We start from the raw sequence: 16,091 nt of genomic DNA on the forward strand, positions 1-16,091 counted from the left end.
GGCGGTCAGGGTCATGAATGCGCCGGTGGACTGCTGGTGCGGCACGCTGGCACGCACCCAGGCTTCACTCACGGTGGTCTGGGCCAGGGCCGGCAGTGCCAGCCCGGCAAGGGCCAGGGCAGCCAAGCCGCGTTTGATCGGTTGCATCAACATTCAGCAGATCTCCATCAGGGTGACCAGGTCTTCGGCGCATTCCTTGGCTGTCAGGGAATGGCCCAGGCTCAGGCGCAGGGTGCCACGTGTATCGTAGACGTAGCTGGTGGACGAATGAGAAATGGTGTAGGTGTCCCCGGCCGGGACTTTCTCGTAGAACACCTTGAATTCCTTGGCTACTGCGGCAATTTCTTCGGGGGTGCCGGTCAGTGCGATGAACGTGGGGTCAAAGGCCTTGACGTAGGCATCGAGCACCTCGGGGGTGTCACGCTCCGGGTCCAGGGTGATGAACACCACTTGGAACAGGTCGCGGTCGCGGCCGCGCAGGGTCTTGCGGATCTGCGCCGCACGCGCCAGCGTGGTCGGGCAGATCGCCGGGCACTGGGTGAAGCCGAAGAAAATCATGGGCATGCTGCCGTAGAAGCTCGACAGGGTACGCACGTTGCCTTGCGGGTCCTTGAGGCTGAACTTGCGCCCGAGGATCTCGTTGCTCATGTTCTTGCCGTACTTGAACTCGAGCCCCCGCGCCGGGCTGCAGCCCGCCAGCAGGCCGAGCCCGAGAACGCCCATGCCGGCGACGACTGCCCGCCGGCTATATAGATCATTCATGAAACCATCCTTTACAGGGAAGGTGCCGGCCCTCGGGACGGGCCGGTCGAAAAACCGGGGCATTCTGGCATGACACCCAGAGGGGTTCTACCCGACCTGGGCAGGTAAGGCCTGCAGCCCTTGAAATACGGGCTGCGGCCTGTTGTCGCAGGGCTTGAAAACGTAACACTTTATTGCTAAGTGTGCAGACTTTAGCGGCCTGTTCAGGCGCGGCCTCGTGTCGCGATCGGGCTGCAACGCAGCCCGAGCAAGCATGCGCCAAGGCAACGGTGCGGCTGCAGCCCCGCAGCCGCCGGAAGGCTTAGTAGTAGGCGTTTTCTTTCTGGCTGTGGTCAGTCACGTCACGCACGCCCTTCAGCTCCGGGATACGCTCGAGCAGGGTGCGCTCGATGCCTTCTTTCAAAGTTACGTCAGCCTGGCCGCACCCTTGGCAACCACCGCCAAACTGCAGCACAGCAATGCCGTCGTCCACTACATCTACCAGGCTGACCTGGCCGCCATGGCTGGCCAGACCAGGGTTGATCTCGGTCTGCAGGTAGTAGTTGATGCGCTCGTTGATCGGGCTGTCTTCATTGACCATCGGCACCTTGGCGTTCGGCGCCTTGATGGTCAGCTGGCCACCCATGCGGTCGGTGGCGTAATCGACCAGGGCATCTTCCAGGAACGGCACGCTGACCGCATCCAGGTAAGCGGTAAAGTTCTTGAGGCCAACGGCGGTGTCGTCAGGCTTCTCTTCGCCCGGCTTGCAGTAGGCGATGCAGGTTTCGGCGTACTGGGTGCCCGGCTGGGTGATGAAAATACGAATGCCGATGCCAGGCGTGTTCTGCTTGGAGAGCAGATCGGCCAGGTAGTCATGGGCGGCGTCGGTAATGGTTATAGCGCTCATGTAGGTTCCTCACAGACTTGCCGCCAAGTGTACGCCAACCGGCGCATCGAACAAAGTCCTAGTATTTGACTCGGGAAAGCGCATAGGCCGGCTCGCCCCCTCGCGGCCCCGCCAGCCACGCCTGCATGCGCCGGTACAGGCCACGTTCCAGCCAGCAATAGCTGAACCACGACATTAGTCCAATGGACGGCACGCACACCGCGAAGACCCAGTAAGGGTTGAGTTGCAGGCGCTGGCTGGCGAACCAGCCGGCATACAGCACCAGCACATGGATCAGGTACACGGAATACGAGCAGTCGCCCAGCGCCTTGAGCAGCCGGTTGCCTTTGAACATCGGTTCCAGGGCGATGAAGGCCAGCACGATCATTGCGCTCGGCACGCCCCAATGCAGCAAGCGCTGCGATGCATCGAGGTGATAGATGGCCAGGCCTGCCGCCCCCAGCAGCAGCAACGCCAGAACGCGGCTCTGGCGGATCAGCCCATGGCGGTAAAAGACCCCAAGGCCGATGCCGAGCAAGAACTCATAGATGATGTCGTTGTTGTAAAAGCGGCTGAGCAAGCCAAACCGCCCCAGCACCTCGCTGACCAGCAGCAAGGCGCCAGCCACCAGCAGCAGGTGGTGACGTTTGCGCACAAGAAAAGCCAGGCCGAACAGCAGGTAGAAGAACATTTCGAAGTTCAGCGTCCAGCCCACGTTCAAGGTGGGATACAGGCCGTAACCGCCGGGGTTCTCCGCCGGGATGAACAGCAGCGACAGCAGCAGGTGATGCCAACTGAACACCTGGTGCGGCATCCATTGGCTGAACGCCAGCAACAGCAAGGCCATCAGGGCCGTATAGAACCAGTAGGCGGGAACGATGCGCAGCACCCGGTTGAGCAGAAACTGGCGCGGCTCGACCGGCTTGTCGCAGGTCGACAGGTAGATAACCAGCCCACTGATCACGAAGAAGATGTCCACGCCCACAGCGCCCCGGTCAGTGAGCAATTTGCCGACGGTGCCGGTGGCATGGAAGTCGAAGAAGATCTGCATGAAATGGTGGCAGACCACCACCCAAGCGGCGAACGCCCGCAATGCCTGAAGCGAATACAACATGAAATAACCTGCGCTTTTCGGTGCATTGAGGCCCGTATCGGCTGCGTGAGCACCGATACAGGCCACCTAACCCTTTCCGACCGCAGGTGTATCGGAAAGGTCAGCCAAACCGATCAGAGGTTTTCGTAGCGGTTCATGTCCAGCACCCCGGCCTCGAGCGGCTCGGTTTCCTTGATGTAGCTGTTCAGGTCATGGAAGTAGCGCCAGAACTCGGGGTGGCTGCGGCGCACGCCCCAGCGCATGACAATGCGTTCGAACTTCGCCGCATCGTCCTTCGCGTACTCCATGTCCTCGACGAATTCCGGCACATCCTTGGTCGGGATGTTGAACATGAAGTTGGGGTAACTGCTGAGCACACCGGGGTACAGGGTCAGGGTGTCCAGGCCAGGCTGGTAGCGATAGGCCTCGCCAAGCAGGAAGGCCACGTTGCTGTGCGCGCGGTTGCGTAGCAGGCTGTACACCTGGCGCTGGCCGCCCTGCCCTTCGATGCGCAACATCGTCGCCTCGGGCAACTGGTTGATCACCTTCAGCCCGGCCGCCGGGCGCGAGACCAGGCGGCTGAGCGACTGCTCGGCATTGCGGAACTCTTCGCTCATTTGCGGCCGCGAGCAGAAGGCGCCCTGGCAGCGGTTGATCGGGTCGGGCGCGGCATTCAGGCTACCGGTGCGCTGCAACAGCTTGAGGCCGAAGTCGCGCGTGGGGTTGCGCGGGTCAAGCTTGATACCGCTCGGCGTGTCACTGTCGATGTCCTCGTAGTCCAGCCACATCTTGACCTTGCCGCTGTTCTGGTACCAGTCGCCAAGAATCGCCTTGCGCTGGTCTGCCGGCATCAGGCGCAGGAAATTGACCTCGGCACCGTTGCGAATCAGGTCGAAGTACAGGCGCGTCTGCAACTGGTGGGACACGTTGCCATACACATCGAAATTGACTGCCAGCTGGTAATAGGTGCGTTCGAGCAGCGGGTAGTCGAACAGCCAGACGGTAAGGGGCACATCGCCGACCAGGCCCTTGGTGACCGAGGCGCTGTCGAAATGACGGAAAATGCTCAGCAGGGCATTGTCGTTACCCGCCCACAGCGTCGCCCAGCCAGGGGCCGGCATCTCGGCATAGGCTTCCCGGCGCAGCTTTTCATACGCGTTGCGCTTGTCGCGGTACGCGTGCCACAGGCTCAGCACACTGCCCACGTCGTCGTTCTGGCCTGGCATGGCCAGCAACGGCGTGGCTTCGCCGCGGTAGTGCGCATCGGTGATGTAGCGGTCGTGCGCGGGCTCCTGGAACAACGCCCAGAAGTTGTCGCGAATCACGTCGGTGGCGATCTGCCCCCGGCAGACAGGCCCGCGGATGAAGGTGCGCACGAAGTACTCGGCGTTATCCAGCATGAACTGGTAGCGCGCCACCGCCGGGATGGCCTCGAAGGTTTCGAACGGGTTGGCGCGGTGGCGTGGGCCATAGCCGGGCAGCGCGCTGGCATGCCAGTCACCGGCATAGAACAGCTGCTTCACCCGCTTGAGCTTTTGCGGCCCCATTGGGTAGGTGATGTGCGTCTTGTGCACGATCACGCCCTGCACCGGGATCAACCGGTAGTAGAAGTCGGTACCTGGGGGGTCGTTGGGCCGCCGCGTGGCGATGATGTCAGCCGGCTGGCCGCTTGGCGTGCGCGAGCGCACCCACTGGAAGAAGTGGCCCTGCTCGCCCCCTGTAAAATAGATGTGCGCCAGGAACAGGTGCTCGTACAGCCAGCGGCCAACCAGCGCTTCGGTGGAGCCTGGGCGGTTGAGCAGCTCCTCCCATTCGGCGATTTGCCGGGCTTCGGCAGCGCTGGGTTGGATCGGCTGGTATTCGACCGGCGCGCCGGCGGCCAGCCAACGGCGCATGGTGTCGTATTCCTGGTCCGTCAACCCGGTCACGGCCAGCGGCATGCCTTCCCTGGGATGGGCGCCGGCGTAGGCATCGAACTCATGGGGCAAGGGGCACATGTTGTTGCGGTTCAGGCCCAGGACGATCTCGTCAGGCACCTTGGCATTGGGCGTGAGTGGCGTCTTGTGCCCCAGTTCGAGCATGCGCGCCATCAGCGCGGCTTGGCTGCCCTGGTTGTCGAGCACCGAGTAGAAGCCTTTCTTGCGCCACTCACTCTCGCTGTGGGCGTCGTAGAACAGCCGCGTGGTGGGCACTGCCTGGCTGCGCTCGCCCTGGTACACCGGAACCTTGCTGGCCCCGCGTACTGCGCCTTCGGGGCTTTCCAGCTTCAGTTGGCAGGCGGCATCGTTGCAGGCGTGGCAGGCCACGCATTTCTCGGTGAAAATGGGTTGAATGTCCCGGGTGTAGGATATGGCCGGGCTCGACTGGGGAGCTTGCCCAAGCACCGCGCCACTGAGGAGCAGGGCGAAAGCGCCGGCAAGGATACGTTGCACCATGTGCGGAAAGTCCTGGTTCTTGAAGCCATCACGATTTGTTGCCTGGTCGTCCTTGGCCACCGGTTTTCACCGGCTAGGCCAACATGAGCAGAATTCATGGAAATGGGCGATGCACCTAAAAACCGCGCAGCTTTGTTATGATTCGGCCCCTTCTGATATTCGCCCGACCAGGTAGTTCCTATGTCCGACCGCAGCGCTCGTCTCCAAGCACTCCAGAACGCCCTCAAAGAGCGCATCCTGATCCTCGACGGCGGCATGGGCACTATGATCCAAAGCTACCGGCTCGAGGAACACGACTATCGTGGCACGCGTTTCGCCGATTGGCCAAGCGATGTCAAGGGTAACAACGATTTGTTGCTGCTCAGCCGCCCAGACGTGATCGCTGCCATCGAGAAAGCCTACCTGGATGCGGGCGCGGATATTCTCGAAACCAACACCTTCAACGCCACGCAAATTTCCCAGGCCGACTACGGCATGGAATCGCTGGTATACGAGCTGAACGTCGAAGGCGCGCGCATTGCCCGCCAGGTGGCCGATGCCAAGACGCTGGAAACCCCCGACAAGCCGCGCTTCGTTGCTGGCGTGCTCGGCCCTACCAGCCGCACCTGTTCGATTTCACCGGACGTCAACGACCCTGGCTACCGCAACGTCACCTTCGACGAGCTGGTGGTCAACTATGTGGAGGCCACCCGTGGCCTGATCGAAGGCGGCGCCGACCTGATCCTGATCGAGACCATCTTCGACACCCTCAACGCCAAGGCGGCGATCTTCGCCGTGCAACAGGTGTTCGAGGAAGACAGCATCGAACTGCCGATCATGATCTCCGGCACCATTACCGATGCCTCCGGGCGCACCCTGTCGGGCCAGACCACCGAAGCGTTCTGGAACTCGGTACGCCACGCCAAGCCGATTTCCGTGGGCCTGAACTGCGCCCTGGGCGCCAAGGACCTGCGCCCGTACCTGGAAGAACTGTCGACCAAGGCCGACACCCATGTCTCGGCACACCCCAACGCCGGCCTGCCCAACGCCTTCGGTGAATACGACGAAAGCCCTGCCGAAATGGCCGCGGTGGTCGAGGAATTCGCCGCCAGCGGGTTCCTCAACATCATCGGCGGTTGCTGCGGTACCACCCCAGGCCACATCCAGGCGATTGCCGAAGCGGTCGCCAAATACCCACCGCGCGAAATTCCGGAAATCGCCAAGGCCTGCCGCCTGTCGGGCCTGGAGCCGTTCACCATCGACCGCCAGTCGCTGTTCGTGAACGTTGGCGAGCGTACCAACATCACCGGCTCCGCCAAGTTCGCCCGGCTTATCCGTGAAGAGAACTACACCGAAGCCCTGGAAGTCGCCCTGCAGCAGGTCGAAGCCGGCGCCCAGGTGATCGACATCAACATGGACGAAGGGATGCTCGACTCCCAGGCCGCCATGGTCCGCTTCCTCAACCTGATCGCTGGCGAACCGGACATCTCGCGCGTGCCGATCATGATCGACTCGTCGAAGTGGGAAGTGATCGAGGCGGGCCTGAAGTGCATCCAGGGCAAGGGCATCGTCAACTCCATTTCCATGAAAGAAGGCGTGGAGCAGTTCAAGCACCATGCCCGCCTGTGCAAACGCTACGGCGCCGCCGTGGTGGTCATGGCTTTCGACGAAGTGGGCCAGGCCGACACGGCTGCGCGCAAGAAGGAAATCTGCCAGCGCAGTTACGACATCCTGGTCAACGAAGTGGGCTTCCCGCCGGAAGACATCATCTTCGACCCGAACATCTTCGCCGTCGCCACCGGTATCGAAGAGCACAACAACTACGCCGTCGATTTCATCGAGGCCTGTGCCTACATTCGCGATCACCTGCCGCATGCGCTGAGCTCGGGCGGTGTGTCCAACGTGTCGTTCTCGTTCCGTGGCAACAACCCGGTGCGTGAGGCGATCCACTCGGTGTTCCTCTACCACGCGATCCAGAACGGCCTGACCATGGGTATCGTCAACGCCGGCCAGCTGGAAATCTACGACGAAATTCCCGCTGCGCTGCGCGAAAAGGTCGAGGACGTGGTGCTCAACCGCACCCCGCACGGTACCGACGCCCTGCTGGCAATCGCCGAAGACTACCGCGGCGGCGGCGCCACCAAAGAGGTGGAAAACGAAGAGTGGCGCTCGCTGCCAGTGGAAAAACGCCTGGAGCACGCGCTGGTCAAGGGCATTACCGCATTCATCGTCGAGGACACCGAAGCCTGCCGCCAGCAGTGCGCACGCCCGATCGAAGTGATCGAAGGCCCGCTGATGAACGGCATGAACGTGGTCGGGGACCTGTTCGGCGCGGGCAAGATGTTCCTGCCCCAGGTGGTCAAGTCGGCCCGGGTGATGAAGCAGGCAGTGGCGCACCTGATCCCCTTCATCGAGGCCGAGAAAGGTGACAAGCCCGAAGCCAAAGGCAAGATCCTGATGGCCACGGTGAAAGGCGACGTGCACGACATCGGCAAGAACATCGTTGGCGTGGTGCTGGGCTGCAACGGTTACGATATCGTCGACCTTGGCGTGATGGTGCCGGCCGAGAAAATTCTGCAAACCGCTCGCGACGAAAAGTGCGACATCATCGGCCTCTCCGGCCTGATCACGCCGTCGCTGGACGAGATGGTCCACGTTGCCCGCGAAATGCAGCGCCAGGGCTTCACGCTGCCGCTGATGATCGGGGGCGCCACGACGTCCAAGGCGCATACCGCCGTCAAGATCGAACCGAAGTACAGCAACGATGCCGTGGTCTACGTCACCGACGCCTCGCGCGCGGTTGGCGTGGCTACCCAGTTGCTGTCCAGGGAGCTCAAGCCAGGTTTCATCGAGCGGACCCGCCAGGAGTACGTGGAAGTACGCGAACGCACCGCCAACCGCAGTGCCCGTACCGAGCGCCTGAGCTACGCCCAGGCCATCGCCGCCAAGCCGCAATACGATTGGGCCGGCTACCAGCCAGCGGTACCCTCCTTCACCGGCGTGAAGGTGCTGGAAGACATCGATCTGCGCACCTTGGCCGAATACATCGACTGGACACCGTTCTTCATTTCCTGGGACCTGGCCGGCAAGTTCCCGCGCATCCTCACCGACGAGGTGGTCGGCGAAGCGGCCACGGCGCTGTACAACGATGCCCGCGAAATGCTCGACAAGCTGATCGACGAAAAGCTGATCAGTGCCCGGGCGGTGTTCGGCTTCTGGCCGGCCAACCAGGTCGCCGATGACGATATCGAAGTCTACGGTGCAGATGGCCAGACCCTGGCCACCCTGCACCACCTGCGCCAGCAGACCATCAAGCCGGACGGCAAGGCCAACTGGTCGCTGGCCGACTTCGTCGCGCCCAAAGGCAGCGGCGTGACCGATTACGTGGGGGGCTTCATCACCACGGCCGGCATTGGTGCCGAGGAAGTGGCCAAGGCCTATCAGGACAAAGGCGACGACTACAGCTCGATCATGGTCAAGGCCCTGGCCGACCGCCTGGCCGAAGCCTGTGCCGAATGGCTGCACGAACAGGTGCGCAAGGAACACTGGGGCTATGCCCGCGACGAGCAACTGGACAACGAAGCGCTGATCAAGGAGCAGTACCGCGGCATCCGCCCGGCACCGGGCTACCCGGCTTGCCCGGACCATACCGAAAAAGAGACCCTGTTCCGCCTGCTCGATGGCACGGCCATTGGCGAAACCGGGCCAAGCGGCGTGTTCCTCACCGAGCACTTCGCGATGTTCCCGGCCGCAGCGGTCAGTGGCTGGTACTTCGCCCACCCGCAGGCGCAGTACTTTGCCGTGGGCAAGGTCGACAAGGACCAGATCGAGTGTTACAGCGCGCGTAAAGGCCAGGATGTCAGCGTCAGCGAGCGCTGGCTGGCCCCTAACCTGGGTTACGACAGCTGAGTCTGCCGGGGCCGCCTTGCGGCCCTTCGCGACACCCGGTTGCGGCTGCCCGGGCCCGGTTGCTTCGGCAGGTGCGGGCTCGGGTCGCGAACGGGTTGCACGGTAGCGGCAAACCCCACCTACACTGTCCTTGATTGCCTCTGATTATTCAGGAGCCACCATGGACGATTCCAGCCAAGGCAAACCGCCGACCTTCTGGCAGATGCTGCACAGCATCCTCGCCGCCGCCTTCGGCGTGCAAAGCGGCAAGAACCGCGCCCGCGACTTCACCCATGGCAAGGCAAGCCATTTCATCGTCATGGGCACGCTGTTCACCCTGGTGTTCATTGCCGTGCTGATTGGCCTGGTGCAACTGGCGCTGCACCTTGCCGCGCGTTAAGCCCCCCGCACAAAGCACAACGCCTGCGCAATGGCTGCCGCAGGCGCCGTAGCTGCATCACGGTCGGAAGGTTCAAGTCACTGGTGGCTGACCCAGTACACGGCGGTGACGACCACCAGCACGATCAGGCAGAGGATCGCCCAGGCATCGACACTGCTGTCAGCTTTGCGGACCTTGGTAGAATTTCCCATTGCATTGCCTCTTGTAGTGGTTATGGGAATGCACTTCACAACCAGCAGTTAAGACGAGCAATGCCCTTCTCTCAAGCAGGGTCTTTCAATATTCGACCGGCGACGTCAAAAACGGGTATTGGTAACTGGCAGGCCGCCCTTCGGCGCTGTAACGCTGAAAATCCACGCCATAGTCGTCCCGCTCCAGCAATTTCAGCCAACGCCTGGCCTTGGCCTGGTCAATCACCTGCATGACCGGCGCCGTGTGTACACGCAAGCCATCACGGTTCAGCGCCAGCCCCTGGGCATCATCGTGCAGCATCACCATGGCCCAGCCGCCGAGGGTGAAATGCCCACCCAACAGCACGCTCAAGCGGCCGTCGATGCGCGCACGCAGCGCCTCGGGCGAACTGTTCACAGCACCGAACAGCACGTCACGCCCCGGCGTATGGCCGGCTTCCTGGAAAGCTTGCATGGCGCCGAAGGCCATTTCGTCATTGGCCGACCACACCAGGCCGATGTTCGGGTAACGCTGCAGCAGCAGCTGTGCCTGCTCGTAGGCCCGCTGTCGGCTCCAGCCGCCATACACCACCTGGCGCAAGCGCACCTGGGGGAAATCGGCCAGCGCCCTGCGCATACCCTGCTCGCGCAGTTGCGAGGCCGGCGTGGTCTTGACGCCGACAAACGCCAGCAACTCTACCGGGCCATGGCCACGTGGCAATTGCGCGACCATCTGATGCAACATCTCGAAACCCGCCTGTTCGTCATTGCTGGTCAGTGTGCCCAGTGGCGCGGCGAACTTGTCGGGCTGGGCCAGGATGCTGCGCTCCTGGCTGGCCGTGAGGCCATTGTTCACCAGCAGCAGCTTCACCCCCGTGCCGCGCGACAGGCGCAGGATTTCCGGCGCCACGTATTGCTCGTTGACCACCACCAGGTAATCGGGCCGCTGCGGCGCGGTGAGTATCGCCCTGGCCTGGGTCAACGCCTGGTCGGGGTTGCGCTCGGTGTATTGCACGCGCAGGGTCATGCCCAGCTCCTGGGCGGCGGCCTGCATGAACCGGCTGTAGCTGCTCCAGAACGTCTCGTTGGACAGCCCCGGGTTGAGGAACACCACTGAAGCCGGTTGTGCGCTCGCCGCCAGCGGCAAGGCAAGACAAATGCTTTGGCACAACGCCTTCAACATGGGCTGGCATCCCTGTGACGCAAACCGCGGATTATACCCGCCGCGCCGGTATACTGGGCACAAATGGCAGTCAGTCTCACATAGTCCATTTGGTTCTTTTCATATGCAAAAACATCACTTTAGCGCATAAACGCAACCTGCTATCGTTCCCCGGCTCCGTACCGGAGTGCGCGGCCGTGCGCGCGAATAGCTGCATGCCTGAGACAGGACTTTTATGTACGTATACGACGAGTACGATCAGCGGATCATCGAGGACCGCGTCAAGCAGTTCCGTGATCAGACCCGCCGCTACCTGGCCGGTGAGCTGAGCGAAGAAGAATTCCGCCCTCTGCGCCTGCAGAACGGCCTATACATCCAACGTTTCGCGCCGATGCTGCGTGTCGCCGTGCCGTACGGCCAGCTGAACGCCACCCAGGTTCGCACCCTGGCCAAGATCGCCCGCGACTACGACAAGGGCTACGCCCACATTTCCACCCGGCAGAACGTGCAGTACAACTGGCCGGCGCTGGAAGATGTTCCGGACATCCTTGCCGAGCTGGCCAAAGTGCAGATGCACGCGATCCAGACCAGCGGCAACTGCCTGCGCAACACCACCACCGACCAGTTCGCCGGGGTTGCTGCAGACGAGGTCATCGACCCGCGGCCATGGTGCGAAATCGTGCGCCAGTGGACCACCTTCCACCCGGAATTCGCCTTCCTGCCGCGCAAGTTCAAGATCGCCATCAATGGCTCGCAGGAAGACCGTGCCGCCATCGAAGTGCACGATATCGGCCTGGAACCGGTGCGCAATGCGGCCGGTGAGCTGGGCTTCCGCGTATTGGTAGGGGGCGGCCTGGGGCGTACCCCGGTGGTGGGCTCGTTCATCAACGAATTCCTGCCATGGCAAGACCTGATCAGCTACCTCGACGCCATCCTGCGCGTGTACAACCGTTACGGTCGCCGTGACAACAAGTACAAGGCGCGGATCAAGATCCTGGTCAAGGCCCTGACCCCGGAAGTGTTCGCCGAAAAGGTCGAGGCCGAAATGGTCCACCTGCGTGGCGGCAACACTACCCTGACCGAAGCCGAAGTGCAGCGGGTATCGCGCCACTTCGTCGACCCCGAATACCTGGCCCTGGACAACGTCGACTTCGCCGCCCAGGACGCCGAGTACCCTGGCTTCGCCCGCTGGCGCTCGCGCAATACCCGCGCTCACAAGCGGCCGGGTTACGTGGCCGTTACCCTGTCGCTCAAACCCACCGGCGTGGCCCCGGGTGACCTGACCGACAAGCAGCTGGACGCCGTGGCCGACCTGGCCGAGCGCTATAGCTTCGGCTTCCTGCGTACCTCGCACGAGCAGAACATCATTCTGGCCGATGTCGAGCAGCGCCAACTGCACGCGCTGTGGCTGGAATTGCGCGAAAGCGGCTTCGCCACCCCGAACATCGGTCTGCTGACCGACATCATCTGCTGCCCGGGCGGTGATTACTGCTCGCTGGCCAATGCCAAGTCGATCCCGATTGCCGAGTCCATCCAGCGCCGCTTCGACGACCTGGACTACCTGTTCGACATCGGCGAAATCGACCTGAACATTTCCGGCTGCATGAACGCCTGCGGCCACCACCACGTGGGCCACATCGGCATCCTCGGCGTGGACAAGAAAGGTGAGGAGTTCTACCAGGTGTCGCTGGGCGGCAACGCTGCACGCGGCGCAAGCCTGGGCAAGATCCTCGGCCCGTCCTTCGCCCAAGATGACATGGCCGATGTGATCGAAAAGCTGATCGCGGTGTACGTCGAGCAACGTACCGAGGAAGAGCGTTTCATCGACACCTACCAGCGTATCGGTATCGACCCCTTCAAGGAACGCGTCTATGCAGCGAATCATTAAGAACAATCAGATCGTCGACGAAACCTGGCACCTGCTGCCCAAGGAAACGGCTTTCGACGAGCTGACCAACTGCGACGACTACATCGTTCCGCTGCAGATGTGGCGTGACCATGCCCATGTGCTCAAGGCCCGCGACGGCGGCCTTGGCGTGTGGCTGGACAGCGACCAGGAAGCCGAAGAAATCGGTGAAGACGTGCAGTACTTCCAGGTCATCGCCTTGAACTTCCCCGCCTTCACCGACGGGCGCAGCTACTCCAACGCGCGCCTGCTGCGTGACCGCTACGGCTTCAAGGGCGAGCTGCGTGCCATTGGTGACGTGCTGCGCGACCAGTTGTTCTACATGGCCCGTTGCGGTTTCGATGCATTCGCCATCCGTGCCGACAAGGACCCGGAAGACGCATTGCAGGGCCTCAAGGACTTCTCGGTGACCTACCAGGCCGCTACCGACGAGCCGCTGCCGCTGTTCCGTCGCCGCTGATTGCCACCTGCAACACCACGGCCCGCCGCAATGGCGGGCCGTTTCATTTGCACCCGCCGGTGCCGCTCAACCCTGCCCCAGCTTCCTCCCAGCCCACCCACGCCTGCGCCCTTTTTTGCCTGGGGATCAAATGTCCTTGGTCGAACCCCGCCTTAATCAAACCGCGTCAAACTTGCACACTGCTCCACACTCAAACAACGGACGGGACTGCACCCCCTGGCTGAATTCCAGCCCCTTCCCTCACCTACCAGGAGCCACCTCATGAGCATTCCATCTTTTGGTCTCGGTACTTTTCGCCTTACGGGCCAGACGGTCATCGACTCGGTCAAGGCCGCCCTTGAGCTGGGCTACCGGGCCATCGACACCGCGCAGATCTACAAGAACGAAGCAGAGGTCGGCCAGGCCATCGCCGAGAGCGGTGTACCACGCGGTGAGTTGTTCATTACCACCAAGATCTGGGTCGACAACTATGCCCCTGGCAAGCTGCAAGACAGCTTGAAGGAAAGCCTGGAAAAACTGCGCACCGACTACGTGGACCTGTTGCTGATCCACTGGCCAGCCCCGGGCAACGGCGTTGAACTGCCCGACTACATGGCCGCCATGGCCGACGTCAAGAAAGCGGGCCTGACCCGCCAGATCGGGGTGTCGAACTTCAACATCGCGTTGACCGAGCAAGCCATCGAGGTGGTGGGCAAAGGCGAAATCGCCACCAACCAGATCGAGCTCAGCCCATACTTGCAGAACAGCAAGCTGGCTGCCTACCTCGAGGCGCAAGGCATCACTGTCACGTCCTACATGACCTTGGCCTACGGCAAGGTGCTGAAGGACCCGGTGCTGACCGAGATCGCCACCAAGCACAAGGCCACCGTGGCTCAGGTTGCCCTGGCCTGGGCCCTGCAACTGGGCTACGCGGTGATCCCCTCGTCGACCAAGCGCGAGAACCTGGCCAGCAACCTGTTGGCCCGTAGCCTGAAGCTGGATGACCAGGACATGGCACGCATCGCCACGCTGGAACGCAATGGCCGTGAAGTCAGCCCGCCAGGCCTTGCCCCTGATTGGGACTGAGACACTCTGCAGGTGGGCACGGGACCGAGCGCCACTTTGCACGGCCAAGCCGTGTACAGTACGCCTACAACAATGCCCACAAAGGAGCCCGGCCCATGAGTGTAACGCTGTCCCCCCTGCACATCGACTGCGATTTCGATTCTGGCAATATCCAGGTACTGGATGCCAGCAACCCGGCGCAGGTGCGCCTGGCCATCCGCCCGGACACCCACAGCGACCATTACCAGTGGTTCCACTTCAGGGTCAGCGGGCTGACGCCGGGCCAGGTCCACCGCTTCAGCCTCGACAACGCCTCGGGCGCTTCGTACAAGCATGCCTGGAGCGGCTACAACGCCGTTGCCAGTTACGACCAGCAACGCTGGTTCCGGGTACCCAGCCAGTTCGATGGCAGCGCGCTTTCGTTCGAGCTCAAGGCTGAGCAGCCGCAGGTCTGGTTCGCCTACTTCGAACCATACCCACGCGCTCGCCACAACCAGTTGATCGAGCGGGCCCGGCAACTGCCCGGTGTCGAATTGCTGGCCTGCGGCCGCAGCGTGCAAGGCCGGGACATTCCCCTGCTACGGGCGGGTGATGGTGCCGAGGGCAAGCGCAAGCTATGGCTGATCGCCCAGCAACACCCCGGCGAGCACATGGCCGAATGGTTCATGGAGGGCGTGATAGACCGCCTGCAGGCTAACGACACGGTGATCCAGCAACTGCTGGGCAAAGCCGATCTGTACCTGATCCCCAACATGAACCCCGACGGCGCCTTCCTTGGCCATCTGCGCACCAACTTCAAAGGCAAGGACCTCAACCGTGCCTGGCAGGACGCCAGTGTCGAACTCACCCCGGAAGTGTTCTTCGCCCAGGCGCAGATGAAGCAATATGGTGTGGACGCCTTCATCGACGTGCACGGTGATGAAGAAATCCCCCATGTATTCACGGCGGCGTGCGAGGGCAACCCAGGCTACACACCCCGGCTGGCAAAGCTTGAGGCGCAGTTCCGCAGCACCCTGTGCAGCCTTACCCCCGACTTCCAGACGGTACATGGCTACACCCGCGACGAGCCTGGCCAGGCGAACACCACCCTGGCCTGCAATGCGGTGGGCATGGCGTACGACTGCCTGTCGCTGACCCTGGAAATGCCATTCAAGGACCATGATGATGCGCCCAACGCCGCCACCGGCTGGTCGGGCGCGCGCTCCAAGGCACTGGCCGGCGCCGTGCTGGAGACGCTGGCAGGCATGCTTGGCGACTTGCGCTGACCCGCGGCTGGCGCACGCCTTCAAAACTGCACATCCAGGATCACACTGTCGGCATAGCTGGCCGCGGGCGGCGTGGCCTGGTCGGTGTAGACCTTGGCGTTGTAGTTGAACACCTGGCTGCCGGTGCCGGTACCGGCACCGGGGTTCACATCCGCATCAGTGCTCGCGCGGCGTGCCGCACCAACCGCGCCCCACCGCACCGTACCGGCACCCTTGAAAATGTCATATGCCAGGTAATTGCTGGTGGTAGATTTCATGCGCCGCCTGCCATTGGCCACGTTCTGCCCGTCGTCCAGGCCAACCGTGTAGTTGCTGCCCTTGGTGCACGAAACACTCAGGCTCTGGCTGACCGTGGCGAACCCTGCCACCACCGGGGCACTGCCGAAGTTGATGTTGGGCGTGGTGATCTGGCAATCGTTGGTCACTGTCAGGCTCACGGTCAGGGTCTTGCTGCCTGAACCGATGTCGCGCCCAAGGCAGGCGCCGAGCAAGCCAATGCCCGAACAGTAGTCCCAGCTCCAGGCAATGGTCAGGGTTTCCTGGTACAGGCCAGCGGCGACATTGCTGCCCACCTGGGTGCGCATGTACAGCGGCACCGATTTGGGGGTGGTGCCGCCGAGCAAACCCAACAGGTCGAGAATGCCGGTACGGGCGAAGTCATA

Annotated in this window: 12 protein-coding genes and 1 pseudogene; 6 read left to right on the forward strand and 7 right to left on the reverse strand. The window is 62.5% G+C overall.

Annotated features, from left to right (window positions below):
* The 5 genes and pseudogenes from APH30_RS19875 to APH30_RS19895 form a co-directional block, all read right to left on the reverse strand.
* Nucleotides 1-153 (reverse strand): annotated as a pseudogene (locus APH30_RS19875) (copper chaperone PCu(A)C); the annotation flags it as partial.
* Nucleotides 154-762 (reverse strand): SCO family protein, encoded by a 609-nt coding sequence (locus APH30_RS19880; protein WP_009685906.1) that lies wholly within the window; start codon nucleotides 760-762, stop codon nucleotides 154-156.
* 301 nt (nucleotides 763-1,063) lie between these two features.
* The gene (gene nfuA, locus APH30_RS19885; protein WP_054913534.1) at nucleotides 1,064-1,648 is read right to left on the reverse strand and encodes a Fe-S biogenesis protein NfuA; all 585 of its coding nucleotides are present in this window, start codon (nucleotides 1,646-1,648) and stop codon (nucleotides 1,064-1,066) included.
* Between the two features lie 58 nt (nucleotides 1,649-1,706).
* Nucleotides 1,707-2,741 (reverse strand): acyltransferase, encoded by a 1,035-nt coding sequence (locus APH30_RS19890; RefSeq protein ID WP_054913535.1) that lies wholly within the window; start codon nucleotides 2,739-2,741, stop codon nucleotides 1,707-1,709.
* A 113-nt stretch (nucleotides 2,742-2,854) separates the two neighbouring features.
* Nucleotides 2,855-5,155, reverse strand: coding sequence for a fatty acid cis/trans isomerase (locus tag APH30_RS19895; RefSeq protein WP_054913542.1), 2,301 nt, complete (start codon nucleotides 5,153-5,155; stop codon nucleotides 2,855-2,857).
* A 180-nt stretch (nucleotides 5,156-5,335) separates the two neighbouring features.
* On the opposite strand from APH30_RS19895, the gene metH reads away from it, so the two are divergent.
* Both metH and APH30_RS19905 read left to right on the forward strand, forming a co-directional pair.
* Entirely contained in the window at nucleotides 5,336-9,043 is a 3,708-nt protein-coding gene (metH, locus tag APH30_RS19900; RefSeq protein ID WP_009685909.1) for a methionine synthase, read from the forward strand.
* Nucleotides 9,044-9,203: 160 nt separating this feature from the next.
* Entirely contained in the window at nucleotides 9,204-9,422 is a 219-nt protein-coding gene (locus APH30_RS19905) for a DUF2970 domain-containing protein (protein WP_054913536.1), read from the forward strand.
* Nucleotides 9,423-9,698: 276 nt separating this feature from the next.
* Here APH30_RS19905 and APH30_RS19910 read toward each other — a convergent pair whose 3' ends face one another.
* On the reverse strand, nucleotides 9,699-10,775 hold the full coding sequence (locus APH30_RS19910) for an ABC transporter substrate-binding protein (protein WP_054913537.1): 1,077 nt from the start codon (nucleotides 10,773-10,775) through the stop codon (nucleotides 9,699-9,701).
* Nucleotides 10,776-10,989: 214 nt separating this feature from the next.
* Here APH30_RS19910 and APH30_RS19915 point away from each other — a divergent pair, with 214 nt between their 5' ends.
* From APH30_RS19915 to APH30_RS19930, 4 genes are all read left to right on the forward strand, one after another.
* Nucleotides 10,990-12,642 carry a nitrite/sulfite reductase gene (locus APH30_RS19915; RefSeq protein ID WP_054913538.1) on the forward strand — a complete coding sequence of 551 codons (1,653 nt, stop codon included), beginning with the start codon at nucleotides 10,990-10,992 and terminating at the stop codon, nucleotides 12,640-12,642.
* On the forward strand, nucleotides 12,626-13,120 hold the full coding sequence (locus tag APH30_RS19920) for a DUF934 domain-containing protein (protein WP_029886967.1): 495 nt from the start codon (nucleotides 12,626-12,628) through the stop codon (nucleotides 13,118-13,120). The genes APH30_RS19915 and APH30_RS19920 overlap by 17 nt, the downstream gene beginning before the upstream one ends.
* 261 nt (nucleotides 13,121-13,381) lie before the next feature.
* Nucleotides 13,382-14,185 (forward strand): 2,5-didehydrogluconate reductase DkgB, encoded by an 804-nt coding sequence (gene dkgB / locus APH30_RS19925; RefSeq protein ID WP_054913539.1) that lies wholly within the window; start codon nucleotides 13,382-13,384, stop codon nucleotides 14,183-14,185.
* Between the two features lie 95 nt (nucleotides 14,186-14,280).
* Nucleotides 14,281-15,429, forward strand: coding sequence for a M14-type cytosolic carboxypeptidase (locus tag APH30_RS19930; protein ID WP_054913540.1), 1,149 nt, complete (start codon nucleotides 14,281-14,283; stop codon nucleotides 15,427-15,429).
* A 20-nt stretch (nucleotides 15,430-15,449) separates the two neighbouring features.
* On the opposite strand, the gene APH30_RS19935 is transcribed toward APH30_RS19930, so the two are convergent.
* Nucleotides 15,450-16,091: spore coat U domain-containing protein (locus tag APH30_RS19935; RefSeq protein ID WP_054913541.1), on the reverse strand; the 642-nt coding region annotated here is incomplete at its 5' end.

It is taken from the genome of Pseudomonas sp. NBRC 111127, from assembly GCF_001320345.1.
Classification (GTDB): Bacteria; Pseudomonadota; Gammaproteobacteria; order Pseudomonadales; family Pseudomonadaceae; genus Aquipseudomonas; species Aquipseudomonas juntendi.